Below are 23125 nucleotides of genomic sequence, written 5' to 3' on the forward strand. Positions count from 1 at the left end.
GACATGAGCAGTATTCCATTTGATCAGCGAGAAGGCGTTATCTGGCTCGACGGTAAGTTCGTCGAGTGGTCCCAGGCGCAACTGCATGTGCTGACCCATGGCCTGCATTACGCAAGCACGGTGTACGAAGGGGAGCGCGTCTACAACGGCAAGATCTTCAAACTGCGCGAACACAGCGAGCGTCTGTATCGCTCGGCGACGTTGATGGATTTCATCATTCCCTATGAGCTTGCCGAACTGGAAGCCGCCAGTCATGAACTGCTGCGTCGCAACAACGTGGTCGACGGTTACCTGCGGCCGGTGGCCTGGCGCGGCAGTGAAATGATATCCACCTCGGCCCGCTTCAACAGCGTGCATATGGCGATCGCCTGCTGGCAATGGCCGAGCTATTTCGACCCGGCGGCGCGCATGGCCGGGATCCGTTTGAAAACTGCCCAGTGGCGTCGCCCGCCGCCGAGCAGCAGCCCGTTCGAAGCCAAGGCGTCTGGCCATTATCAGATCGCCACACTCAGCAAGCACGATGCTGAAAACACCGGCTATCACGATGCGTTGATGCTCGACTGGCGCGGCAACGTCGCCGAAGCCACCAGCGCCAACGTGTTCTTCGTCAAAGGCCGGACGTTGCACACCCCGGTGCCGGACTGCTTTCTCAATGGTATTACCCGTCAGACCGTCATCGAATTGGCCAAGGCACTGGATTACCAGGTGGTTGAAAGAACCATTGTTCCTACAGAACTTGGCGACTTCGATGAGTGTTTTCTGACCGGCACCGCCGCCGAAATCACGCCCGTGCAGAGCATCGATGAACAACGCTATCAACCGGGCACGGCCTGCAGCGAACTCATTGCCGCTTACACCTCAACCGTCAACGCCTGATAAACAGCCAGGAACCTCACCATGTCAGATCAAGGGATTGTTGCGTCTAAACCTTACGTAGCGCTGGGCCATCGCCATGAAGAATTGTCGGCGCGCGGCTGGACAGTGCTGACACCGGACGAATTCGCCAATGACGTTGTCGGCACGTTGCATGAGTTCGGCCCGATCATTCCGCAGTTCAACGGGCAAATGGCCTTTGCCATCACCCGCAAGCCGGGTTACGAAGATTTGCCTTACTCCCAGAGCATGAACGGCATCGGCCCACACACCGAAGCACCGGTTTACGGACCGCCACCACGCTATCTGGCGTTACATTGTCATCAACAGGCGACGTGCGGCGGCGGGCATACAGGACTGGTGGACGGTTACGAATTCCTGGCGTTTCTGGAGCGCACCGAGCCCAAGTTGCGCACGTGGATCGACGAAAATCCCGTGGAATTCGTGGCCACCGCCAAACCTGGAGAAGCTGCGCAGCGCCGGGTCAAGGAATACATCCTGACACCTACAGAAGCGGGGGATATTTTCCGCTTCAGCTACAACCAGTTTCACTACGGCGATGTGAATCCATCCAAGGAAGATCTGCAGCAATCGCTGGTCGCCAACAGCTCGTCACCGCTGGCCCGGTTTGCGGTGCTGGGTGAGGAGTACTTCGTGCGGCACAACACGCCGGTGCTGATTTCCGACGACTGCATGCTTATTTGGGATAACTGGCGGATGATTCACGCCCGCAGCCGATACACTGATCCTGCGCGAAACCTGACCCGCTATTGGCTGGCCTGATTTATCCGTCGCCCATTCTTCCATCGGCGTACCCGTAGCGGGTATGCGTCTCACAGGTATCGCGTCATGCAAACAGCAATCGAGATCGCCAAGGTCGATCATCAACTGGTGATACGTCTGAATCAGGCGTGGATTAAACGAGCCACGGTCTGTGCGCCGGACAAGGCTGACATCAGCGAAGCGTTTGACCCGGCACGCCCGGATTATCCCGAGTGCATGGTGCCGTTTTTCCATCACCCGAAATTCCAGGCCCTGAGCGATGAACTCAAAAGCACCGTGGTGACCTGGGGCTGGATCGGCTACAACCTGCGCACGGTAACCGCTGAAGAACACGTGGTGAACCCGGCGCTGAGCGTCATTGCCAATCAGTACCTGGGCAAGGACGACTGGCATTTCCGCGAGGCGATGCAGCAAACCTTGATCGACGAGCACTACCACACGCTCATGCACCTGCGGGCTATCGAACGGACCAAAGTTGAGCGGGCGCTGGATCAGGATCTGGATTTGCCGCCATCGGTCACGTATCTGCGACTGGCGGCGCTGCGCGAAGAACTGCCTGAGCAGTGGCAGCGAGACCTGGCGGCGATCACCTTTGCGGTGGTGGCGGAGATCAGCGTCAACGCCTATCTGGATTTGCTGGCTGACGATCAGACGATTCAACCGCAAAACCGTCGCGTGGCCGAGCTGCATAACCGCGACGAATATGCCCACAGCAAGGTGCTCGCCGAAGTGGCGAAGGTCATGTACGCGAACATGCAGCCGACTCAGCGAGCGTTTTTCGCACGCACGTTGTCGGTGGCGCTGAGTGCATTTGTCGCCCAGGACTACTCGATGTGGGAGGCGATTCTGACGCAGCTGGGGGTCGAGGACGCGGCCCTGATCATCGCCGACACTCAGGAGCGCAACAAGAACGCGACCATCATGCGCGATTACAGCGGCCTGCATCGTCTGGCGCAGGACCTGGGCATTTCCGACGAGATCGATTTCGACTTCCGCCCGACTCTCAAAGCCGCCGCCGTGGTCTGATCAGGAGGTGAATATGTCCGTTCCTGTGTACGAAGTATTCGCCATCCGTGTCGGCGCCAATGCCCAGCGCACCGCCCGGGAGAACTTTCTTTATGACGCCTGCTGTGGTGATCCGAATGCGTCGATGCCGTTGGACTACTACTTCTGGGTCATCCGCAATGAACAGCAGGTGATCGTGGTCGACACCTGCTTTCAACCGGCCACGGCGGATCGACGCAACCGTCAGATGTATCGCTTGCCCGAAGAATCCCTGCGCCAACTGGATATTGATCCGGCGCACGTCGAGCACCTGATCCTCACGCATTTGCACTGGGATCATGCCGGCAACCTGGGGCTGTTTCCGAAGGCCACGGTGCATTTGCAAGAAGCGGAACTGCGCTTCTGCACCGGGCCGAAAATGGCCCATCGCACGGTGAACAAAACCTACGAGGTCGATGACGTGATGTCGGCGCTACCGCCGCTGTTCGAAGGTCGGATGCGTTTGCACACCGGCACTGTCGAAGTGATTCCCGGCGTGACCCTGCACCCGGTGGGGGGGCATACGCCGGGCAGCCAGGTGGTTCGGGTGGCGACCGCGCGCGGGTGGATTGTGCTGGCCTCGGATGCGGCGCATTTGTGGGCGAACATTCGGCAGCGCAGTCCGTTTCCGATTCTGGATGACCTGGCGCAGACGCTTGAGGCGTTCAGCTTGATCGATAACCTGGCCGACGGCGAAGACCATGTGATCCCCGGCCATGACCCGCTGATCGCCGAACGATTTCCCCATTGGAACGACGATCCGCACATCATCTGCCTGCACCAAAACCCTCTCTAACCCCCCCCCTGGCCCCTGTAGGAGCGAGCTTGCTCGCGAAGGACTTGAGGACAACGTATTCATTCAGGAAGAACGCGTTATCGTTGACGTTCTTCGCGAGCAAGCTCGCTCCTACAAGGGTTGTGTTTAGGCTTGGTGTTTGAGGAGTTGGCCGAGGGTTGCCAGCGCTTCATCGATCCGTGGTGAGTACGGCGCACCGCAGCCAATGCGCACAAAGTGATTGAAACGCTTGGCGTTTGAAAAGATATCCCCAGGCGATATCTGGATGCCGACCTTCAACGCCTCATGGAAAAACACCATGGACGAATGGTGGTGCGGCAGTTCAACCCATAACAACGTACCGCCCTGTGGGTTGGTCACGCGGGTGCCCTCGGGAAAGTAGCGCGTAATCGCCGCGCTCATTTGCTGGCGTTGTTGCGTAAGGATTTTTCTCAAACGGCGCAGGTAGCGTTCGTAGGAAGGTGTCTTCATGAACGCACTGACCGCCAGTTGCGACAACGCTTCGCAGCCACGGGACTGCGTGTGTTTGAGCATCTCCACGCGGTCGTGCCATTTCCCCGCGCTGATCCAGCCCAGGCGCATGCCCGGTGCCAGGGTTTTGTTCAGCGAGGCGCAATAGATCAGGTTATCGGCGCGGTCCCAGTGTTTGAGCGTGGACAACGGCTGTTCCGTGTCGACCAGATCGCCGTAGGTGTCGTCCTCGATCAGCACCGTGTCGTGTTCGGCGCACAGTTGCACCAGTCGTGCCTTGTTGGCGTCGGGCATGATGCTGCCCAGCGGATTTTGCAGGTTGGGGATGACGATCAGCGCCTGAATCCGCTCGGGACCCCGCAATAGCTGTTCGAGCGCGAACAGATTGATCCCCGAATGGGCCGTCGCCGGGACTTCGAGTACGCGCAGGTTCAGGCTTTCGAGCGTTTGCAGCAGACCGTAAAAGGTAGGCGACTCCACGGCCACGGTGTCGCCGGGTTGAGTGACGGCGCGCAAGGCAAGGTTGATCGCTTCAGTTGCGCCGTTGGTGATCACAATTCGCTCGGCTGCCAGATTGGTTTTGGCCGTCAGTGCTCGGCGGGCAAGGATATTGCGCAATGCCAGGTTGCCGCAGGTGGAGCCTGGCGCACCCAGTAAATGGTGATTCTGGCGCAACGCCTTGATCATATGATCCTGCAGGATTTTCAGCGGATAGAGTTCCGGCGCGCAGTAGGCGCTGGCGAAGTTGACCTTGATCGTTGCGCGCTGACTGGCCTTGAGTACCGATGAAACCTGTTCGTGGATGCCGACATAGACGCCAGTATCCAACGGTGTGGGCGGCGTGATCGGGGTGGGTTTGGGCAATGTGTCGGGCTGGCGTATGTAGTTGCCGGAGCGCGGACGGGCCTCCAGCACGCCGTAGTCCTCCAGCTCCCGGCAGACCTGCACCGCGGTCGACAGGCTGACGGCATGCTTTTCCATCATCAGCCGAATGGAGGGAAACCGTTCACCGGTTTTCAGGGTGCCGCTGCGGATCGCGTCGAGGTAGTGGTTGGCTAACTGACGGTAAAGGGGCGTCGTGTGCATGATGACCTCAGCAATCGCACCACTGAGGTCTTGGGCTGGAAAGTGAGTTGACGATCCCTGCAGACGGACCCGTGGTGCTCAAGGGTAAAGGGATGTGTTTGTTCTGGTGTCGATACAGAGAGAGTAATCGCGCTTTTGCTGGAGCTAAGGGCAATAAAAAGCCCTGGTCCGGGGTGTGATGCGGTTCACGGAAGGGAAATGTTTGAGGGGGCTGTAATTTTTGGTAAGGGGGCGTGTTTTTTGCGAGGGCGTTTTGTTGGGATGTGGGGGCATATCCGTTGCTGCGGTAACGGCAGCTTAGGGTTCCGCCCTTACGGCGGGACACTTTGAAAAGCGCAAAGTAACCAAACGCTTTTGCCCCGCCATTCGGTGCCTCGCTTGGGCTCGGCATGCCCTCACTCCGGCATTGCTCCGGGGGCGGCTACCGCGGCATCCTTGCCGCGGTGCCCCCTGCGCAACGCCTGCGTTCGGCCTCTGGGAAAGGGGCGGCAGATCTGAAGCCAAAGCCGAAGCCAAAGCAACGGCAACGGCAACGGCAAGATCAAGAGCTTCGCGAGCAGGCTCGCTCCCACAATGGATCGGCGTACAGCAATTGTTTTTCACCACCCACAATGGCGCGGCGTACCGCTTTTGATTCTCACCACTCATCAGGTCGAGCGTTAGCTCGCCTTCAGCTTTTGATCTTGATGCACCGCCCCCTCGAGAGGCCGAGTGGAGGTTCTGCGCAGTGGGCAACCCGGCATGGATGCCGGGTTAGCCGCCCTCGGCCATGGATGGCCGATGGCGGCGGGCCCACGGAGCAGGACCGGAGCGAGGGCATGCCGAGCCACAGCGAGGCACCGAACGAAAGGGGCAGAAGCGCTTTGGTTACTTTGGCGCTTTTCCAAAGTGACTCGCTGTAAAAGCGAAACCGTCAGCGGAAGCTACCAAAAAAACGGATATGCACCCAGTCATCGCCACAGCGAGCCCTACAGGAAGGCCGCGTTACTGAGCCGAAATGCTATAACCATCAAACGCAGTCTGCTGCTGAAGCGCAGTAATAATGTTCTTACGATTAATCGCCTGCTCAACCCCGGCATTGTCCAGGAACGTCTCACCGTCCAGCTCCGCTTCCTCGCCTTCACCAACAAAGCTAAAGCCCAGAAACTCCAGCGCATCACGGTCAACATTCAGGCGCGAACGCGGAGTACGCAGCGGCAGCGTGACACTCACGCCATCCTTGCTAATGGTGAACACTTCAACGTCTTTCTTGACCCGTGCAGCCTTGCTCTTGCCACTGCTTGGGTTGCTGATGGCCTGATGCGTCTGGTTCAACACCTTCAACGCCAACCCATAAACCAATTCCTGAAACGCCGGATCGTCCTTGAAACTGGAGAGAATGCGGCTAATCGGGAATTTGCTGCTCAGGTCCTCGAGGGCCGCAATATCAGCAGTCTCGGCGTCCTTGAGTTGCTTGAGTTCGCCCATCAGTTCATAGGCTTTATCGTCATCGAAACTGTCGTGAGCCTGGCGAATCGCGGCGCGCAGCTCGCGAATCTGGTCACTTTCCCGGGTGGATTGAAAAGCGTCCAGGACCATCTCGCTAATGGTCTTGGCCTGTGGCACGTGTTGTGAAAGATTGATGGAGTTTTCGTATTCCGCTTTGGACGACAAGGTGACTACGGATTCAGCGGTATTGGAATCGGACATTGAAATTTCACTACTTCTTTTAACTTGAATTGAGGCGAGAAAGCACAGGGCTTTTTTCAGGCCGCCTAATCTATTGGACCGAGGCAGCGTTGTCACGGCCCAACAGGCCAACGGGCGAAAGATCTACCTTGATTCCTTGTGGGAGCGAGCTTGCTCGCGAAGGACGTTAACGATAACGCGTTCGTCCTGAATGAACGCGTTGCTTTCAAGGCCATCGTCGGAACGCCGCCCGGAGCAAGCTCTCTCCTACAGGGGGGCGGTCTTCAGGGAGCGGAACATTTGATAAAACCTGAGCGAACGTCCGCAAAACAAACCACAGGCAAAGCCTGATGCCCACGCTTTGAGCAAGACCATCGGCAACCCCGCCGAGTGCTCCGGAGCAACCTCGGCCTGATAGCCAAAGTAGTAATTAATGGCAAAAAACAGCAAATAGAGCGCCAACGTCTTAATCGTCCCCGGCACGATCAGCCCGGTTCCTGCCTCATCCCATTCCACACCCTTGCGCGAAAAAGTCATCAGCGCGACGACGCCGCCGAACATCACGGCCGCCAGCCAGCAACTCATGGACAGCAGTGGATTGAGCGTCAGGGTCAGCGAATACAGCGACCAGCCCAGCAAGATGGGCGGTGTGATCAGCAACGAGGTTTTGCTTTCGCGGGTAGGGGAGAGGGCTCTGACGCCGAAGTAGCAGAGCAGCAGAAAGACCGCGTAAACCCACAGCGGGGTGTTTTGCAGAATGTTGAGCATCGCGCAGCGTCCGTGCCGAAAAGGGTGCGGGGATAATAGCCGCACTGCTTTAACAGCAGTCGACTATTTCCCCGAACTGTTTACGGGTGCAGCAGTTTCTGTGCGCGTTTATCGGCCAGATGCTGGAGCACCAGGCGTCCAATCAACACCAGCAAGGTCAGCGAGATCAACAGCACGGAAATGGCGGCCACACTCGGGTCGACGTTGTCGCGTAAACCGCTCCAGATCCGTTTCGGCAGGGTATCGACGTTGACGCTGGTGATGAACAGCGTCACCGCGACTTCTTCCCAGGACAGGGCAAACGCCAGCAGGGCGGTGGAAGCGATGCCCAGTTTCAGGTTTGGCAGGATCACCATGAACGTGGTTTGCATCAGGCTGGCGCCGAGGTTGCGTGACGCCAGTTCGATACGCCGATCAATCTGGCTGAGGGCAACCAGCATGGTGACGACACCATACGGCACCACCATGATCACGTGAGCTATCACCACGCCGGTCAACGTGTCGTAGCCGATCCCCGGTGCGTAGCGCCCGAGTTTGGTTTCCATGAAGTACAGCACCAGCGCTGAAATCACCGGTGGAATGGCCATCGGCAGCAGCACCAGACCGATCAGCGCCGTGGCCAGTTTCGAGCGCATGTACCAGATGCCGAGGCTGAAACTGGCGGCCAGCAAAGTGGCGATCACGCTGGTGGCGAACGCGATGGTCAGGCTTTGGCTAATGGCGTGGAACCAGTCAGGATTGCTGACCAGGGCTTGGTAATGACGCAACGACCAGTTACCTTCGGGCATCGACAGGAAGCGTTTGCTGGTGAAGGACACTGGAATGACCGTCAGCAACGGGAACAGCATAAAGGCCATGGCAATCACGGCCAGCAACCGGGTACTCAGGCTTGTGCGATGGGTGTTCATAAGTAACCTCAGCCGACCAGTCGATTCACACGGGTGATTTTCAGCAGCACCCAGATCAATGCGCTGACCAGAGCCAGCAATACAACGCTGAGCGCAGCCCCCAGGCCCCAGTTGCTGGTCTGGAACATCTGCAGGAACACGTACTCGGCGATCATCACGGTTTGCCCACCACCCAACAGTACCGGGGTGATAAAGAAGCCGAGGCAGAACACGAAGACCATGATGAACGCGCCCAACATGCCCGGCAGCGTTTGTGGCAGCAGCACTTGCCAAAAGGTGCGCAACGCACCGGCACCCAGTCCGCGCGATGCCATGAGAATGCGTTGATCCAGTTGGCGCATGCTCGACAGCAATGGGAACACGGCGTACGGAATCATCACGTGGAGCATGCCGATGACCACGCCGATTTCATTGCGGCTCAATTGCAGCGGTTGATCAATCAGTCCCATGCCCAGCAAGCTTTCATTGAGCACACCATTGCTGCGCAGCGCGATCAGCCAGCCGAAAGCCCGAACCAGCACCGAAATCCAGAACGGAATGAAGATGCAGATCTCGACCACGCGTTGCCAGAACGGTGGGCTGAACACCCAGCAGTAGGCCAGCAGATACCCGATGAGCAATGCCAGGCAACTGACGGTCATGCACAGGCGCAAGGTGCGCCAGAGCATGTCGTGGATCGCCGGGTCTGTAGCAATCCGCTGGTATTGCTCGATGCCGGGGGTCGGTAACGAGAAGCTCCAACCCACCACGCCGAGAAACGGCAGCACGTAGAACACCAGCAGCAACACCGGCAGCGGAAACAGCAGCAAACCGCGCTCCAGGCCCGGCGAACTGAACCGGGGCTTGGGGCTGGTCAGGGTTGAGGTCAAGCTGATAGTCATGGTCGATGGCTCACTTGGACAGCCGGGTCAGGTACGTTTCCAAGGCCTTCGAGTAATTATCGGCGTACCACTGGGCGTTCAGGGCGATCTGTTTTTTCAGGTTCGCTTCTGACCCGCAGTTGGCTTCGAGCTGCTGTGCCGACATCAGTTTTTCGGTGGCACTGTTGGAAGGACCGTTACCCAGCAGTTCGAAGAGCTTTAGCTGGCCTTGGGGTTGCAACGCTTGCTGAATGAACTGCATCGCCGGTTGAGTGCCCGCCGGGTTGCCTGAAAGCACGGCCCAACTGCTGGAGTTGATGAAGCCATTGTCGAAGCTCCAACGCACACGGTTGTCGGTGTCCTCGCTCAGCAACTTGGCGCGGGTATGCCAGATGGCACCGACCGACACTTCGCCGTCGACCATCAGTTGCTGGCTTTCGGCACCCGAACTCCAGAACGACAGCACATGGGGCTTGATCTCGTCGATCTTGGCCATCGCCCGGGCGACGTCCAGCGGGTACAGCTGGTCAGCCGGTACACCGTCGGCCAGCAACGCGGCTTCGAGCATCCCGTTCATCCATTTGTACAACGTGCGCTTGCCGGGGAATTTCTTGACGTCCCAGAAATCGGCCCAGGTCTTGGGTCCGTTGTCGCCGAATTTTGCGCTGTCCCAAGCCATGACATAGCTGAACTGATAGCTGGCGATGCCGAAGTTGGAGGCCAGTGCCGGGGCCACGTCGTCGCGCTGAATCACGTTGTAATCCAGCGGTTGCAGGATCTTTTCGCGGCCCAGCACGATGGCGCTGTAGCTCTCGACGTCGACCACGTCCCAGCTCGGCTGACCGCTGGCCAGTTGCGAGCGCACAGCGCCTTCGGTCGGGCCGGCACCGTCGATACGCACCTGAATACCGGTGCTCTTGGTGAAGGTGTCGGTCCACGCCGAGCGGAACGCGTTCAGTGCGTCGCCACCCCAGTTGACCACCACCAGCGGCTTGTCGGCCGACCAGCTTATGCCACTGCGAAGGGCCAGCGGCACCGCCGCCAGCAGCCCCATGGCCTGCATGAAGTTACGGCGGTTGATCTGCCCGCCACGGGCTTTTTCGATCAGCACTTCAATACAGTCGCGTTGATGATCCTGGCTCATTGCAAGTCCTCAGTCGGCAGGTGTCCCTAAGGACAGTGGCCTTTTTGTTGTCGTTAGGAGAGAGCTTTTTGACGCATGTTTTTTGCGGCTTCAGGCCTGTAGCAGGAAGCTGTGTTGCACCGGCCAGCTCAGCCACACCGGCGCACCACCGGGCATCAGTGCGCCTGGGTGGTTGCCGGGTACCGACAGGTTGACGGGCAACGCATCACCACCGACCTTGAGGGCCAGGTGGGTGCTGGCGCCTTGGTAGACCTTGTCGGTGAGTTGCGCGGGCACCACGTTGTAACCGTCCCGGGTCGGGCAGTCCCTGTGCAGTTCCATGTGTTCGGGGCGCACGGCCAACACCGTCGGTTGACCGCTTAATGCCTTGGGGGCGAGGGCGTGCAGCACGCTAGTGCCGCAGCGACCACTGGCGGTCGCTCCGTTGCGAGTCATGTCCACCAGCGGGAACAGGTTCATCTTGCCGAGGAATTCGGCGACAAAGCGGCTCTCGGGCCGGTTATAGATATTTTCCGGGGTATCGACTTGCGTCAGTCGGCCGTGGTTGAAAATCGCGATGCGCGACGACAGTGCCAGGGCCTCGTTCTGGTCGTGGGTCACAAAGACAAAGCTCGTGCCGACCTGGCGATGGATGCGCTGCAGTTCGGTTTGCAGCTGTTCGCGAAGGTTTTTATCCAGTGCCGACAGCGGCTCATCGAGCAGCAGCAATTCCGGTTCGAACACCAGGGCCCGGGCGATCGCTACACGCTGTTGCTGGCCACCCGACAGTTCGGCCGGTTTCTTGTGCATGTGCGCGCCAAGCCCAACCACTTCCAGGATGTGTTTGACCCGACGCTGACGTTCTTCAGCCGCGACTTTGCGGATGCGCAACGGATACGCCACGTTATCGGCGACGCTCATGTGCGGGAACAGCGCATAGCCCTGGAACACCATGCCGTAATTTCGCTTCTCGGCAGAGCGCTTGATGATATCGACGCCCTGTTCCATCAACTTGCCCGAGGTCGGGCTGAGGAAGCCGGCCAGGATCATCAGCAAGGTGGTCTTGCCCGAACCGGAAGGGCCCAGCAGGGTCAGGAATTCGCCCTGGCGAACGTCAAGATCGACATTATCCAGCGCCGCAAAACGACCGTAATACTGGCTGATACCTTGTGCGCTGAGCTGAATCGCTGAACCGCTGGACACGATGGACATTCCTCTTTTTATTGCCCCAAGGCGTGCGAGGACGGATGCAAATCCGGCCGGGGCTTTCGGCTCATTATTGTTAAAAATATCGCTACATCAATGGAATTATTTTGCTGGTATTGGTTAGTTTTATTACTCAATAAAAACCTGTGGGAGCGAGCCTGCTCGCGATGGTCGCCAACGATAAACCCTGATAACTGGCACCCAACATATACGACGGCGCTCTCCGGTTTTTCGCGAGCAGGCTCGCTCCCACAGGTAATGGAGGGTCAGAGAGGGTCTTGCCAGGTTTGATGGGACGACTGGAGTTGGGTCTTGACCCAGTTGCTGAAGGCCTGGACCACCGCGCGTTCGGCTTTTTGCGGGTCGGCAGCCAGGTAATACCCGCGATGCAGGTCGATGGTGATGTCGAACGGGCGCACCAATAAGCCTTTGGACAAGGCATCGCCGCTGATCAGGTTGTCGCCGATGGCGATGCCCTGTCCGGCAATGCACGCCGACTGCGCGCAATGCGCATCGGAGAACAGAATGCCGCTCGCTGCATTGACGCCCGACGCACCGGCGGTGGTCAGCCAGACGCGCCAGTCCGAGTAATCAGTCATGTGCAGCAACGGATAGCCAGCAAGTTCCTGCGGGCTTTTCAGACCGCCCAACGCGTTGATCAGGCGCGGGCTGCACACCGGAAAAAAGCGCAGCGCCACGATCTCTTCGACCACCATCTCCGGCCAGTCGCCAATGCCGTAGGCGATGGACAGGTCGACGCTCGGGTTATTGACGTCGTCCGGTGTCCTGGGGGAAATCAGCTGCAATTGCACTTGCGGGTACTGACGCAAGAACGCCCCAATGTGGTGGCACAACCAATACGTAGCAAACCCCGGGGCGCAACTGACGCACAGCCGGCCGGAGATCTCTTGGTCGTCGACCAACTGACCCGCGTCCAGCAAGTTCAACAGAATCCCGTGCACTTCACGCGCATAGCGTTCGCCTTGATACGTCAGGCCGATGCCCCGACCAATTCGCTCGGTGAGTGCGAAGCCGACACATTCCTCCAGCTTGCTGATCTGGTGGCTGATGGCGCTACGGGTCAGGTTCAGTTCACGGGCGGCAACCGACACGCTGCCCAGGCGGGCGACGGCATCGAGGGCACGAAGGGCGGTCATCGATGGAAAACGCATAAATCATCCCGCTGAAAAGTTGGAAGAACAGGACTGCGTGCAGTCTTTGATCGAACGCTAATCCTGTGGCGAGGGAGCTTGTCGGAACGCCGCACTGTCCCGCTCGGCTGCATAGCAGTCGCATGCAGTCTGCGAGGTGTACCTTTATTGTTTCGGGGCCGCTGCGCGACCCCGCGGGAGCAAGCTCCCTCGCCACACACGTGTGCATGACTGACTACTTATGGTGACGTAAATTGAACAGTCAGGCCAAAAAAAATCGATTGTTGTATCGGTTGGTTCAACAATACTAGGGTAACTCGTCATCGGGCCATGCTGGCCCCCTATCAAAGAGGTGCTGCATGACCCGTTGTGCCCAGGCGCTCGTTCAGTTGCTGGAAGGCTATGGCGTTGAAACCGTCTTTGGCATTCCCGGCGTGCACACCGTTGAGCTTTATCGGGGCTTGCATGGCAGTCGCCTGAAGCACGTCAGCCCGCGTCATGAGCAGGGGGCCGGGTTCATGGCCGACGGTTATGCCCGCGCCAGCGGCAAGCCCGGCGTCTGTTTCATCATTTCCGGCCCCGGCATGACCAATATTCTCACCGCGATGGGCCAAGCCTATGCGGACTCAGTGCCGATGCTGGTGATCTCCACCTGCAACCGCCGCGAACACCTGCGCCTGGGCCATGGCCATCTGCATGAACTGCCCGACCAGCGCGCCATGGTCGCCGGCGTCTGTGCGTTCAGTCATACCGTGCAGCACCCGGATCAATTGCCGGAAGTGCTGGCGCGCGCCTTTGCCGTGTTTGGCTGTACGCGGCCGCGGCCGGTGCACATCGAGATCCCGCTGGATGTGCTGGAAATGTCAGCGGCCGGTCTCGACCTGCGCCCACGCGCCTTGCCAGTGGCACCTGCACCAGCGAGCGTTGCAATAGACGCCGCCGTCAGGTTGATCAATAACGCGCAGCGCCCATTGATCCTGGCCGGTGGCGGCGCGCGTCGAGCCAGTGAGGCCCTGACCTTGCTCGTTGAACGTTTGCAGGCACCGGTCGCACTGACCACCAATGCCCGAGGCTTACTCCCGCCCGAACATCCGCTGTTGCTCGATGGCGTGCAGTCGTCGGCTCACGGTCGTGAGCTGTTTGCCGAGGCCGATGTGGTGCTGGCCATCGGCACCGAGTTGGGCGAAACCGACTACGACTTTTTCGGTTTGGGGCCTTTGGCGTTCACCGCGCCGTTGATTCGTCTGGACATCGATCCAATGCAGGTGCTGGGCGCTCAACCGGCCGCAGTCGGTTTGCTCGGTGACGCCGAGCAGGGGATGCGTGCGCTGTTGGCGCAACTGCCGCAACGCCAGGCCGATCAAACCTGGGCGAGTGTCCGGGTGATGCAGGTCAATGCACTCGAACACGCCGGCTGGACCCCGAAACAATGTTGCTTGCAGGCGTTGCTCGATACGGTTCGTGACGCCTTGCCGCAACCGCTGATCGTCGGTGATTCGACCCAACCGGTGTACCAGGGCGCCTTGGGTTATCGGGCACCTACACCCAACAGTTGGTTCAACGCCGGCACCGGATACGGAACCCTCGGCTACGCATTGCCGGCGGCCATCGGCGCCAAACTCGCACAGCCGCTACGACCCGTGGTGGCGTTGGTGGGGGACGGTGGCCTGCAGTTTTCCAGCGCCGAACTGATCGCCGCCAAAGAGGCCGGTGCCGGGGTTATTCTGCTGCTCTGGAACAACTCAAGCTACGCCGAAATTCGCGACTACATGAATGCCAAAGCGGTGCCGTTGCTGGGTGTCGACATCCTCACGCCGGACTTCGCCGCGTTGGCGAAAAGCTGCCACGTGCCTCATCACCGGGTGAGCAATCTACACAACTTGCGCGAGCTGCTGGGCCAACTCGGCAGCACGGATACACCGGTGATGCTCGAACTGGACGCCGGGGCTTTTCTAGCGGTGTAAGCACCGGGTCGCGGGTTACAACAATAAAAATTTCCAGGTCGCCGAAGCGCAAGACGCGCGGTGGACCTTTCTATCGAACTGAACTCAAAAGGTGGCTTACATGGCTGAGTCCGACAACTTTTCCTCGACCCATTCCGCGCAAGGAACATACGCCGATCTGATCCTCGCTAACGGTCGCATCTATACCCAGGATCCTTTGAACCCGTGGGCCGAGGCCGTGGCGATCCGCGGCGGCAAGTTGATCGGTGTCGCCAGCCTGAGCGAGCTTCAGGCGTTCAAGGGCCCGAATACCGTGTTGCATGATCTGCAAGGCGCGTTCTGCATGCCGGGCCTGCACGATATGCATACGCACCCCGACCTGGCGCTGGCGCCACGCTACAGTGATGACCTGGATGTCGGCATCGAAGACCCGACGCCCGAGCAGCTGCGCGAAAGCATCCTCGCCTATGCCGAGTCTCACCCGGGCGACGGCTGGATTTATGGGCAGTATTGGGTGCGTTACACCTTCCGCGAGGCCGGATTGACGCCGGGTCGGGCGTGGCTGGACAGCGTCATGCCGGACCGCCCCGTGGCGTTGCTCGACCGGATGTGGGGCACGATGATGGTCAACTCCAAGGCCTTGGAACTGGCCGGCATCGATCGTCACACCGCAGACCCGCGCAACGGCTATCTGGAGCGTGACGAACTGACGGGCGAACCCAACGGCCTGATGATCGACGGCGCCTACGCGATGATCCATGCCGCCATGCCACCCACCCCGGTCAGCGTGCTTCGTCGCGCCTACCGCGATGGCGTGCATTTTCAAAGTTCCCGTGGCGTAACCGCGAGCAAATACGTGCATGTCTGCGAACAACGCTTGCAGGCGTTGAAAGAACTCGACGACAGCGGTGAACTGACCGTTCGAATCGAAGCTGCCATCAGTTGGCAGGACGATATTTTCCCGGTACGCCGTCGTTGGGAATTGCTCAGTGGTGAACGTCACTACTACCGCAGCGCACGCCTGAGTGCCAACGCGGTGAAGTTTCACTTTGACGGCACGGTCGAACCCAAGTCTTCGTACTTGTTGACGCCATGGCCGCAAGAGTCGAGCTGGCGCGGCAAGCTCAACCTGACGCCCGAGCACATCACCGACATGGTGGTGGACATGGACAGCAAAGGTATCCGGGTGATCGCTCATTGCACCGGTGACGGCGCGTCCGACGTGTTCCTCGATGCCGTGGCCGAAGCCCGTCGTCGTAACGGTTTCAGCGGTGTACGCCACCAGTGTGCCCACAGCACGTTGCTGCATCCGGGCAACCTGCCGCGCTTCAAGGAACTGAACGTCATCGCCGAATTTTCCCCGGCTGCCTGGTACCCGACGCCGTTCGCCAGTGGCGCACGTTCGGGCTACGGTCAGGAGCGGCTCAAGCGCATCTATGATTTCAAGGGCGTGCTCGAAGCCGGTGGCACCGCGGTCATGGGCACTGACTGGCCGGTAGCATCGATTGACCCGTGGCTGGCGCTGGAAACCATGGTCACCCGCCAGAACCCATGGAACGAGGACCCGGCCTGCTTCGGCGATCCGATCAGCCTCGAACAGGCGCTGAACGTGGTCACGCGCAACGGTGCCGTGGCCATGGGCCTGGAACAGAGCACCGGCAGTCTGGAGGTCGGCAAGTCGGCGGACTTGATCGTCATCGACCGCGACCTGTTTGCCGAACCTGCACGCAACTACATCCATCGCACCAACGTGCTGCTGACCTTTGTCGAAGGGCAGTTGGTCTACGACCGCCATTCAACGCTGGCGGCGGCCGGCTTGAAAGCAGTTTGGCAGGGTGAACCACCGGTGCTTGAGGGTAAGGCGAAATGACCACACCACGGATCGCAGTGACCGTTGTTTCGGGGTTTCTCGGTGCCGGTAAAACCACCTTGCTTAACCGTATGGTGCGCCGTGCGGAAGGCCGGCGACTCGCGGTGATCGTCAACGATTTCGGCGAGCTGAACATCGATGCGGCCATCGTTTCCGAAGTCACGGACGCGGTGGTCAGCCTGCAAAACGGTTGCATTTGCTGCACGGTGCAAGAAGACCTGTTGGCGCAACTGACCAGCATGGCGCAGCTGCAACCCAGGCTTGAACGCATCGTCATTGAATGCAGTGGCGTGTCCGATCCGCAGCGTATCGTACAAACCCTGGCTTACCCGCAACTGCGCGACCAGATGCAATTGGACATGGTGATCACCGTGGTCGACGCCACCCGGCATCTGCAACTCGAGGGTGAATACGCTCGACTGGCAAGGGCCCAGGTGGCTGCGGCTGATTTACTGCTGTTGAACAAAACCGATCTGGTCGACGACCCGCAGTTGCAGACGCTGCGCGAGGCGCTGGGCGCCAGGACTCGAATTCACGCCAGTGTGCAGGCGCAGCTGCCGGATGCCCTTTGGCTGGATTCGGAGCTGGACCTTGAGCCGCGTGCGCTGAAACCACTGACTCGGGTGTCGACCGACGATCACAGCGAAATGTTCAGCAGCTGGCTGTGGCAGGCCACTGCCGCGCTTGACGTCGAACGTTTGCGTGGCTGGCTACAGGCACTGCCCAGCGAGGTATTCCGGGTCAAGGGCTTGGTGGTGCTGGCGCAGAGCGGCAAGGCGCACTGGCTGCAACACGTCGGCACCCGCAGTCAGTTCCTGCCCGCCACCGATGAAGCACAGGCTAACGCGACACGGCTGGTGTTCATTGCGGGTCGTGGCTTCGACGGCTGGGAAGCATTGGGGCGAGGGTTGGACGCCTGCAAGGTGAACGAGGACGCCCGGACATGAACCTGACCGAACAAGGTTTACGTGAAGAGCTGGCGGCCTGTTATCGATTGATCGCGCACTTTCGCATGACCGATCTGATCTTCACCCACATCTCGGTGCGCTTGCCGGGGCCCGAGCATCACTTCCTGATCAATCCGTACGGGCTGATGTTTGAAGAAATCACTGCGTCCAATCTGGTGAAGATCGGCCTCGACGGTCGGGCCGTGGAGCCATCGCCGTACCCAGTGAATCCGGCAGGATTTGTGATTCACAGCGCCATTCACGGGGCTCGCGACGACGCGCAATGCGTGCTGCACACCCACACCAAAGCCGGTTGTGCGGTGGCGGCGTTGAAAGGCGGGTTGTTGCCGGTGAACCAGATTTCCATGGAGTTCTATGGTCGGGTTGCCTACCACGACTATGAAGGCGTGGCGCTGGACATGAGCGAACAGCAGCGCCTGGTGCAGGACCTCGGCGACAAGTCGGTGCTGATGCTGCGCAACCACGGTTTGCTGACCGTCGGTGAGTCCGTGAGCCAGGCGTTTTTGCGCATGTATTACCTGGAGAAGGCCTGCGAAATCCAGTTGGCCGCGCAAGCGGCTGGTGAGCTGGTGTTGCCGCCGGTCGAGGTGTGCGAACACACCGAGCGTCAGTTCAACGACCCCGGCCGACCGCTGGAGGAGGGCCAGTTGAGCGACCCGGACGGTATGCAACTGGCATGGGCCGCGTTGTTGCGATTGCTTGACCGTGTTGCTCCGGGTTATCGGGATTGATCTGAATCTTTCTGTGAGTGGGCTGATGTCATCGCAGGCAAGCCAGCTCCCACAGTTGATGTGTGTCGTACACAAATGCTGCGTACGCTGGAGCTTCCTGTGGGAGCTGGCTTGCCTGCGATGCAGGCGCCGCGGTCTGTCAGGCGTGGCCCGGGGTGTTCAGGTTCATCGATCGCTCAGCCAAGGCCGTCGCCGTGCCTTCATCCACAGGCAGCGAAAAGCTGAACGTTGCGCCTTGCCCCGGCACATCCACCAGACGAATTTCGCGGCCATGCAGCTGCAGGATTCGATGCACGATGCGCAGCCCCAGTCCGCCGTCGCGCCGTGCACCGCCAATGTTGAACGGACGCAGGAACAAGCCTTCACGCAGTTCGGCGGCGATGCCCGGGCCGCTGTCACTGACGATGATCTCGACGAACCGGCCTTGGGGCACCAGGCTGATATCGATGGCTCCGCCCTGTGGGGTGTGACGCAAGGCGTTGTCAAAGAGGTTGGTCAGCACGCGCTCGATCAGGCCAAGGTCGGCGTACACACCCGATACGGTTGGCGCGAAGTGGGCCCTCAGTTGTACTTGCCGTGCCTCGGCCGTCAGTTCGAATTTCTGGAAGATGTCCTGCACCAGATCGGTCAGGGAAAAGCGCTCCAGCACCGGTTGCACGAAGCCGTGTTCCAGCCGCACCAGTTCCAGTAGCGATTGCGCCAGACCGCCGACCTTGCGGCTTTGATCCAGCGCGATGCCCAGGTAGCGGCGACGGTCGGCGGGGGACAGCGTAGCGTCCTTGAGCGACAGGGTTTCCAGATAGCCGTGCAGCGAAGCCAGCGGGGTGCGCAGGTCGTGGGAAATATTGGCCACCAGCTCACGGCGTTCCTGATCCTGGCGGGTCAACGAGCGCCACTGTTCACCGAGGCGCGCCTGCATCTGCCGGAAGGTGGCGTCGAGTACGGCGATTTCATCGTGGCTGGTGATTTTTTCTGCCGGCGCCGGTGTCGGCGGCGTGACCGGGACGCCGTCAATGTCGAACTGGCTGACGGTATCGGTCAAGCGGCGCAACGGGCGGGTGATCAGGGCAAACGCCGTGAGACCGGCAATCAGGCACAGCAGCGCGACCAGACCGATGGACCACAGGGCGGTATTGAGCGCGGCGCTGGTGGCACCGCGTTCGGCGAAGCGGTCGTGGTCTTCACCGAGCAAGACCACATAGAGATAGCCGGCCGGTTTGCCGTCGACCTTCAACGGCGCGGCACTGAAGACTTTGCGGGCATCGACGCTGCGTGGGTCGTCGCCGAGAATCGGCAACGCATCGCCCTTGAGCAGGCGCTGGATCGGCGCCAGGTCAACCCGTTCCCGGTGAATCCGGCCCTCAGGCGCAGCGCTCCCGACAATCTTGCCCTCGACGTCCAGCAGGTAGACCTCGACGCTGGGGTTTACCAGCATCAGTTGGCTGAACAGATCGCGCACCGCATTGGGCATCAGGCCTTTGCTGTCCATCAGCACCGTGTCGTGGGCGATGTGTTGCGCCAGATCCCGCGACAACCCTTGCACCACTTCCTGTTCATGCATCTGGTTGGAGCGCACCTGCAGCCATGCCGAGGTGCCGCAGCACACCAGCAGCAACACGGCGAACACCAGAGACAGGCGCTGGGTCAGGGTCAACCTCATGGCTGCTCCTCCTTGGCCGCGAATTTGTAGCCTCGACCCCACACCGTGAGGATGCGCACCGGTTGTGCCGGGTCGGTCTCGATCTTCGCCCGCAGACGGTTGATGTGGGTGTTGACCGTGTGTTCATAGCCTTCGTGGCTGTAACCCCACACGGCGTTCAGGAGGTCCATGCGCGAGAACACTTTGCCCGGCTGGCGGGCGAAGAAATACAACAGGTCGAATTCCCGTGGCGTGAGGTCCAGGCGGCGACCGTCGAGGGACACATCGCGGGTGATCGGGTCGATGGAGAGGCCGTCCGAGAGCAGGCTGCCAGCGTCCATTTTCAGGTTGCGGGCCATGGCGTCGACCCGGCGCAGCAGCGCTTTGACCCGGGCCACGAGTTCGAGCATGGAAAACGGTTTGGCCAGGTAATCGTCCGCGCCGAGTTCGAGCCCGACAATCCGGTGCATCTCGCTGGAGCGCGCACTGGTGATAATGATCGGTGTATAGCGAGCCATGGCTCGGGCGCGACGGCAGATCTCCAGGCCGTCGACGCCCGGCAGCATCAGGTCGAGGATCAGTGCGTCCCAGGTGCCTTGCTGCAGCAGTCGCATGCCTTCATCGCCATCGGCGCAATGCACCACCTCGAACTGCTCGTCGCGCAGATGCAGGCAGATGAGGTCGGCGATATGCAGGTCGTCCTCGACCACGAGGACGCGTTTGGTCTGTTCCATCAAGCTCAATCCTTCAGCGCAATGAGCGCATTGTGCGGGTTTTCCGGGGGCTGAGTTATCACGAATTGTTTAACTCTCCGTGAGGATTTGGCGATCAACCCAAGCCTAGGCTGTGTTCCATGAAAGGCACCCTGAATTTTTGGAGACGGCCATGTTTTCACGGCGACAATTTCTTTTCGCAAGCGGTGGGCTGGGGGCTGCAGCCCTGGTGATCGGTGTATTGCCAAAATTTTCGACGAGTGCGGCACTGGTCAGTGAGGCCAGCGCGGCGGAGGTGTTCGAGGTGACTCACAGCGACAGCGAATGGCATGCCCTGCTCAGCGACGAGCAGTACGACATCCTCCGTAAGGAGGGCACCGAACGGGCCTACAGCAGCGCGCTGAACGACGAGCACCGCGACGGCACGTTCGCCTGTGCCGGTTGCGCACTGCCGCTGTTTTCGTCCGCCACCAAGTTCGACAGTCATACCGGTTGGCCGAGCTTCTGGGCACCGCTGGATAAGGCGGTGGCCACGCGTCAGGACCGGTCTTTCGGGGTGGTGCGCGAAGAAGTTCATTGTCGACGCTGTGGTGGTCATTTGGGCCATGTGTTCGACGATGGGCCCAAACCCACCGGTCTGCGCTACTGCATGAATGGTCTGGCCATGACCTTCAAGCCGCTGGCGACCTGATCCCTTTCACTCACTTTTTGCAGGTCGACGTTATGTGGCTTCTGGTTCTCGCTTATCTCGGTGGTGTGCTGACGATTGTCAGCCCGTGCATCCTGCCGGTACTGCCCTTTGTCTTCGCCCGCACCGGCCAGCCGTTCATGAAAAGCGGCTTTCCGCTGCTGGTGGGCATGGCCATGACCTTCGCGCTCGTCGCCACGCTGGCGGCCGTCGGTGGCGGTTGGGTGGTGCAACTCAATCAGTACGGTCGCTGGCTCGCGTTGGTGTTTGTCGCACTGTTCGGGTTGACGCTGTTGTTGCCGCGATTGGCCGAGCGTCTGACCCGGCCGCTGGTGGCGGCTGGCAGTCGGTTGTCGGAAGTGGCGGGTGCCGATGCCCGGCCGCGTCCCGGCGCTTCCTTTCTGATCGGTGTCGCCACGGGCCTGCTCTGGGCGCCTTGCGCCGGGCCCATTTTGGGGCTGTTACTGACCGGCGCGGCGCTGCAAGGGGCGAGTATCGCCACCACGTTGTTGCTGTTGGCCTACGCGGCGGGTGCCGCGACGTCGCTCGCCGTGGCGTTGCTGCTGGGTGGAAAAGTCTTTGCGGCGATGAAGCGTTCCATCGGTGCTGGCGAGTGGGTCCGTCGCGGCCTGGGTGCGGCGATGCTGGCCGGTGTAGCCGCGATTGCCCTGGGGCTGGACACCGGGATTCTGGCGCGGTTTTCGACGGCGTCTACCGGCGGCATCGAGCAGGCCCTGGTCGGGCGACTGGCGGGTAAAACACCGAGCGGTAGCGGGGCGATGATGGCGCAGAACCCTGCCTCCGACAGTGCGCTGAAGGTCGCTGACAAACCATCGGGCACGTTGCCGGTCGAGGGCAACCTTCCCGCGCTGGACGGCGCCGTGCAATGGCTGAACTCGCCACCACTCGATGCCCAGGCGTTGAAAGGCAAAGTCGTGCTAGTGGATTTCTGGACCTACTCCTGCATCAACTGCCTGCGCACGCTGCCGTATGTAAAAGCCTGGGCCGAGAAGTATCGCGAGCAGGGATTGGTGGTGATCGGTGTCCACGCGCCCGAGTTTGCCTTCGAACGGAACGTGGGCAATGTCACCCAAGCCATGAAAGACCTGGGCATCAATTACCCGGTGGCCATCGATAACGACTTCAAGATCTGGCGTGCCTTCAACAACGAATATTGGCCGGCCCACTATTTTGCCGACGCGCAGGGGCGGATTCGCTATCACCACTTTGGCGAGGGTGAGTACGCCGAATCGGAACGGGTGATTCAGCAACTGCTGCGTGAAGCGGGTGCCGCGAAGGTGGCGGACGGTCTGATCAATGCCAGCGCCGAGGGCGTTCAACTCGCACCGGACATGAACGAAGTGCAATCGCCGGAAACCTACGTCGGCTACCAGCGCGCGGAGCATTTCGTCCCTGAAACCGGCCTGGTGCCGGACAAGGTGTCGGCCTACCGCTCACCGGCGCACTTGGCACTCAATGACTGGAGCCTCGGCGGGCAGTGGAATGTCGGCTCGGAGCGGGCGACGGCAAGTGCTCCCGCCAGTCGTATCGTCTACCGCTTTCACGCCCGCGATCTGCATCTGGTCCTGGGACCGGGGGCTGATGGCAAACCGGTGCGTTTCAAAGTGCTGATTGACGGAAAAGCCCCCGGCGATAACCACGGTACCGACGTGGCCCCGGACGGCAGTGGCCGCGTGACCGAACAACGCTTGTATCAGTTGGTGCGCCAGTCCGGCGATGTCACGGACCGCACGTTCAGCATCGAGTTTCTCGATCCGGGCGTGTCGGCGTATGCCTTTACCTTTGGTTGAAAGCGATCTCATTTCCCTAGGAGTC

General features: G+C 60.2%; 20 protein-coding genes. 10 read left to right on the forward strand and 10 right to left on the reverse strand.

What is annotated here, in order from left to right:
* Window positions 1-3 precede the first annotated feature (3 nt).
* The 4 genes from AC1MDT_RS26740 (at window position 4) to AC1MDT_RS26755 (ending at window position 3496) form a co-directional block, all read left to right on the forward strand.
* A complete protein-coding gene (locus tag AC1MDT_RS26740; RefSeq protein ID WP_480419719.1) occupies window positions 4-876 on the forward strand; it encodes a branched-chain amino acid aminotransferase in 873 nt (290 codons plus the stop codon).
* A 21-nt stretch (window positions 877-897) separates the two neighbouring features.
* Complete coding sequence (locus AC1MDT_RS26745) at window positions 898-1656, forward strand: TauD/TfdA family dioxygenase (protein WP_480419720.1); 759 nt, start codon at window positions 898-900, stop codon at window positions 1654-1656.
* Between the two features lie 66 nt (window positions 1657-1722).
* The gene (locus AC1MDT_RS26750) at window positions 1723-2682 is read left to right on the forward strand and encodes a diiron oxygenase (protein WP_480419721.1); all 960 of its coding nucleotides are present in this window, start codon (window positions 1723-1725) and stop codon (window positions 2680-2682) included.
* A gap of 13 nt (window positions 2683-2695) precedes the next feature.
* Window positions 2696-3496 carry an N-acyl homoserine lactonase family protein gene (locus tag AC1MDT_RS26755; RefSeq protein ID WP_480419722.1) on the forward strand — a complete coding sequence of 267 codons (801 nt, stop codon included), beginning with the start codon at window positions 2696-2698 and terminating at the stop codon, window positions 3494-3496.
* Between the two features lie 126 nt (window positions 3497-3622).
* Here the strand turns inward: AC1MDT_RS26755 and AC1MDT_RS26760 are convergent, their stop codons facing one another.
* From AC1MDT_RS26760 to AC1MDT_RS26795, 8 genes are all read right to left on the reverse strand, one after another.
* On the reverse strand, window positions 3623-5053 hold the full coding sequence (locus AC1MDT_RS26760; RefSeq protein ID WP_480419723.1) for an aminotransferase-like domain-containing protein: 1431 nt from the start codon (window positions 5051-5053) through the stop codon (window positions 3623-3625).
* A 984-nt stretch (window positions 5054-6037) separates the two neighbouring features.
* Window positions 6038-6742 (reverse strand): hypothetical protein, encoded by a 705-nt coding sequence (locus AC1MDT_RS26765; protein ID WP_480419724.1) that lies wholly within the window; start codon window positions 6740-6742, stop codon window positions 6038-6040.
* Between the two features lie 246 nt (window positions 6743-6988).
* Window positions 6989-7489: a hypothetical protein gene (locus tag AC1MDT_RS26770; protein ID WP_480419725.1), complete on the reverse strand. Its 501-nt coding sequence runs from the start codon at window positions 7487-7489 to the stop codon at window positions 6989-6991.
* Window positions 7490-7569: 80 nt separating this feature from the next.
* Entirely contained in the window at window positions 7570-8397 is an 828-nt protein-coding gene (locus AC1MDT_RS26775) for an ABC transporter permease (RefSeq protein WP_480419726.1), read from the reverse strand.
* A gap of 8 nt (window positions 8398-8405) precedes the next feature.
* Complete coding sequence (locus tag AC1MDT_RS26780) at window positions 8406-9278, reverse strand: ABC transporter permease (RefSeq protein WP_480419727.1); 873 nt, start codon at window positions 9276-9278, stop codon at window positions 8406-8408.
* Window positions 9279-9288: 10 nt separating this feature from the next.
* Complete coding sequence (locus tag AC1MDT_RS26785; protein ID WP_480419728.1) at window positions 9289-10401, reverse strand: ABC transporter substrate-binding protein; 1113 nt, start codon at window positions 10399-10401, stop codon at window positions 9289-9291.
* A 90-nt stretch (window positions 10402-10491) separates the two neighbouring features.
* A complete protein-coding gene (locus AC1MDT_RS26790) occupies window positions 10492-11583 on the reverse strand; it encodes an ABC transporter ATP-binding protein (RefSeq protein WP_480419729.1) in 1092 nt (363 codons plus the stop codon).
* A gap of 269 nt (window positions 11584-11852) precedes the next feature.
* Entirely contained in the window at window positions 11853-12758 is a 906-nt protein-coding gene (locus AC1MDT_RS26795; protein ID WP_480419730.1) for a LysR substrate-binding domain-containing protein, read from the reverse strand.
* Window positions 12759-13096: 338 nt separating this feature from the next.
* Between AC1MDT_RS26795 and AC1MDT_RS26800 the strand changes: the two genes are divergently transcribed.
* From AC1MDT_RS26800 to AC1MDT_RS26815, 4 genes are all read left to right on the forward strand, one after another.
* Window positions 13097-14701: a 5-guanidino-2-oxopentanoate decarboxylase gene (locus tag AC1MDT_RS26800; RefSeq protein ID WP_480419731.1), complete on the forward strand. Its 1605-nt coding sequence runs from the start codon at window positions 13097-13099 to the stop codon at window positions 14699-14701.
* Window positions 14702-14801: 100 nt separating this feature from the next.
* Window positions 14802-16550 (forward strand): amidohydrolase, encoded by a 1749-nt coding sequence (locus tag AC1MDT_RS26805; protein WP_480419732.1) that lies wholly within the window; start codon window positions 14802-14804, stop codon window positions 16548-16550.
* Window positions 16547-17497: a CobW family GTP-binding protein gene (locus AC1MDT_RS26810; RefSeq protein WP_480419733.1), complete on the forward strand. Its 951-nt coding sequence runs from the start codon at window positions 16547-16549 to the stop codon at window positions 17495-17497. The genes AC1MDT_RS26805 and AC1MDT_RS26810 overlap by 4 nt, the downstream gene beginning before the upstream one ends.
* The gene (locus AC1MDT_RS26815; protein ID WP_480419734.1) at window positions 17494-18249 is read left to right on the forward strand and encodes a class II aldolase/adducin family protein; all 756 of its coding nucleotides are present in this window, start codon (window positions 17494-17496) and stop codon (window positions 18247-18249) included. Before AC1MDT_RS26810 ends, AC1MDT_RS26815 begins: the two co-directional genes overlap by 4 nt.
* 139 nt (window positions 18250-18388) lie before the next feature.
* On the opposite strand, the gene AC1MDT_RS26820 is transcribed toward AC1MDT_RS26815, so the two are convergent.
* Window positions 18389-19909 carry a sensor histidine kinase gene (locus tag AC1MDT_RS26820; protein WP_480419735.1) on the reverse strand — a complete coding sequence of 507 codons (1521 nt, stop codon included), beginning with the start codon at window positions 19907-19909 and terminating at the stop codon, window positions 18389-18391.
* Window positions 19906-20622, reverse strand: coding sequence for a response regulator transcription factor (locus AC1MDT_RS26825; RefSeq protein WP_201114723.1), 717 nt, complete (start codon window positions 20620-20622; stop codon window positions 19906-19908). The genes AC1MDT_RS26820 and AC1MDT_RS26825 overlap by 4 nt, the downstream gene beginning before the upstream one ends.
* Before the next feature lie 151 nt (window positions 20623-20773).
* Between AC1MDT_RS26825 and msrB the strand changes: the two genes are divergently transcribed.
* Together msrB and AC1MDT_RS26835 are read left to right on the forward strand one after the other, a co-directional pair.
* Window positions 20774-21292 carry a peptide-methionine (R)-S-oxide reductase MsrB gene (msrB, locus tag AC1MDT_RS26830; protein ID WP_480419736.1) on the forward strand — a complete coding sequence of 173 codons (519 nt, stop codon included), beginning with the start codon at window positions 20774-20776 and terminating at the stop codon, window positions 21290-21292.
* Window positions 21293-21324: 32 nt separating this feature from the next.
* Entirely contained in the window at window positions 21325-23100 is a 1776-nt protein-coding gene (locus AC1MDT_RS26835; protein WP_480419737.1) for a cytochrome c biogenesis protein DipZ, read from the forward strand.
* Window positions 23101-23125 lie beyond the last annotated feature (25 nt).

This window comes from Pseudomonas sp. ASL7, from assembly GCF_056680375.1.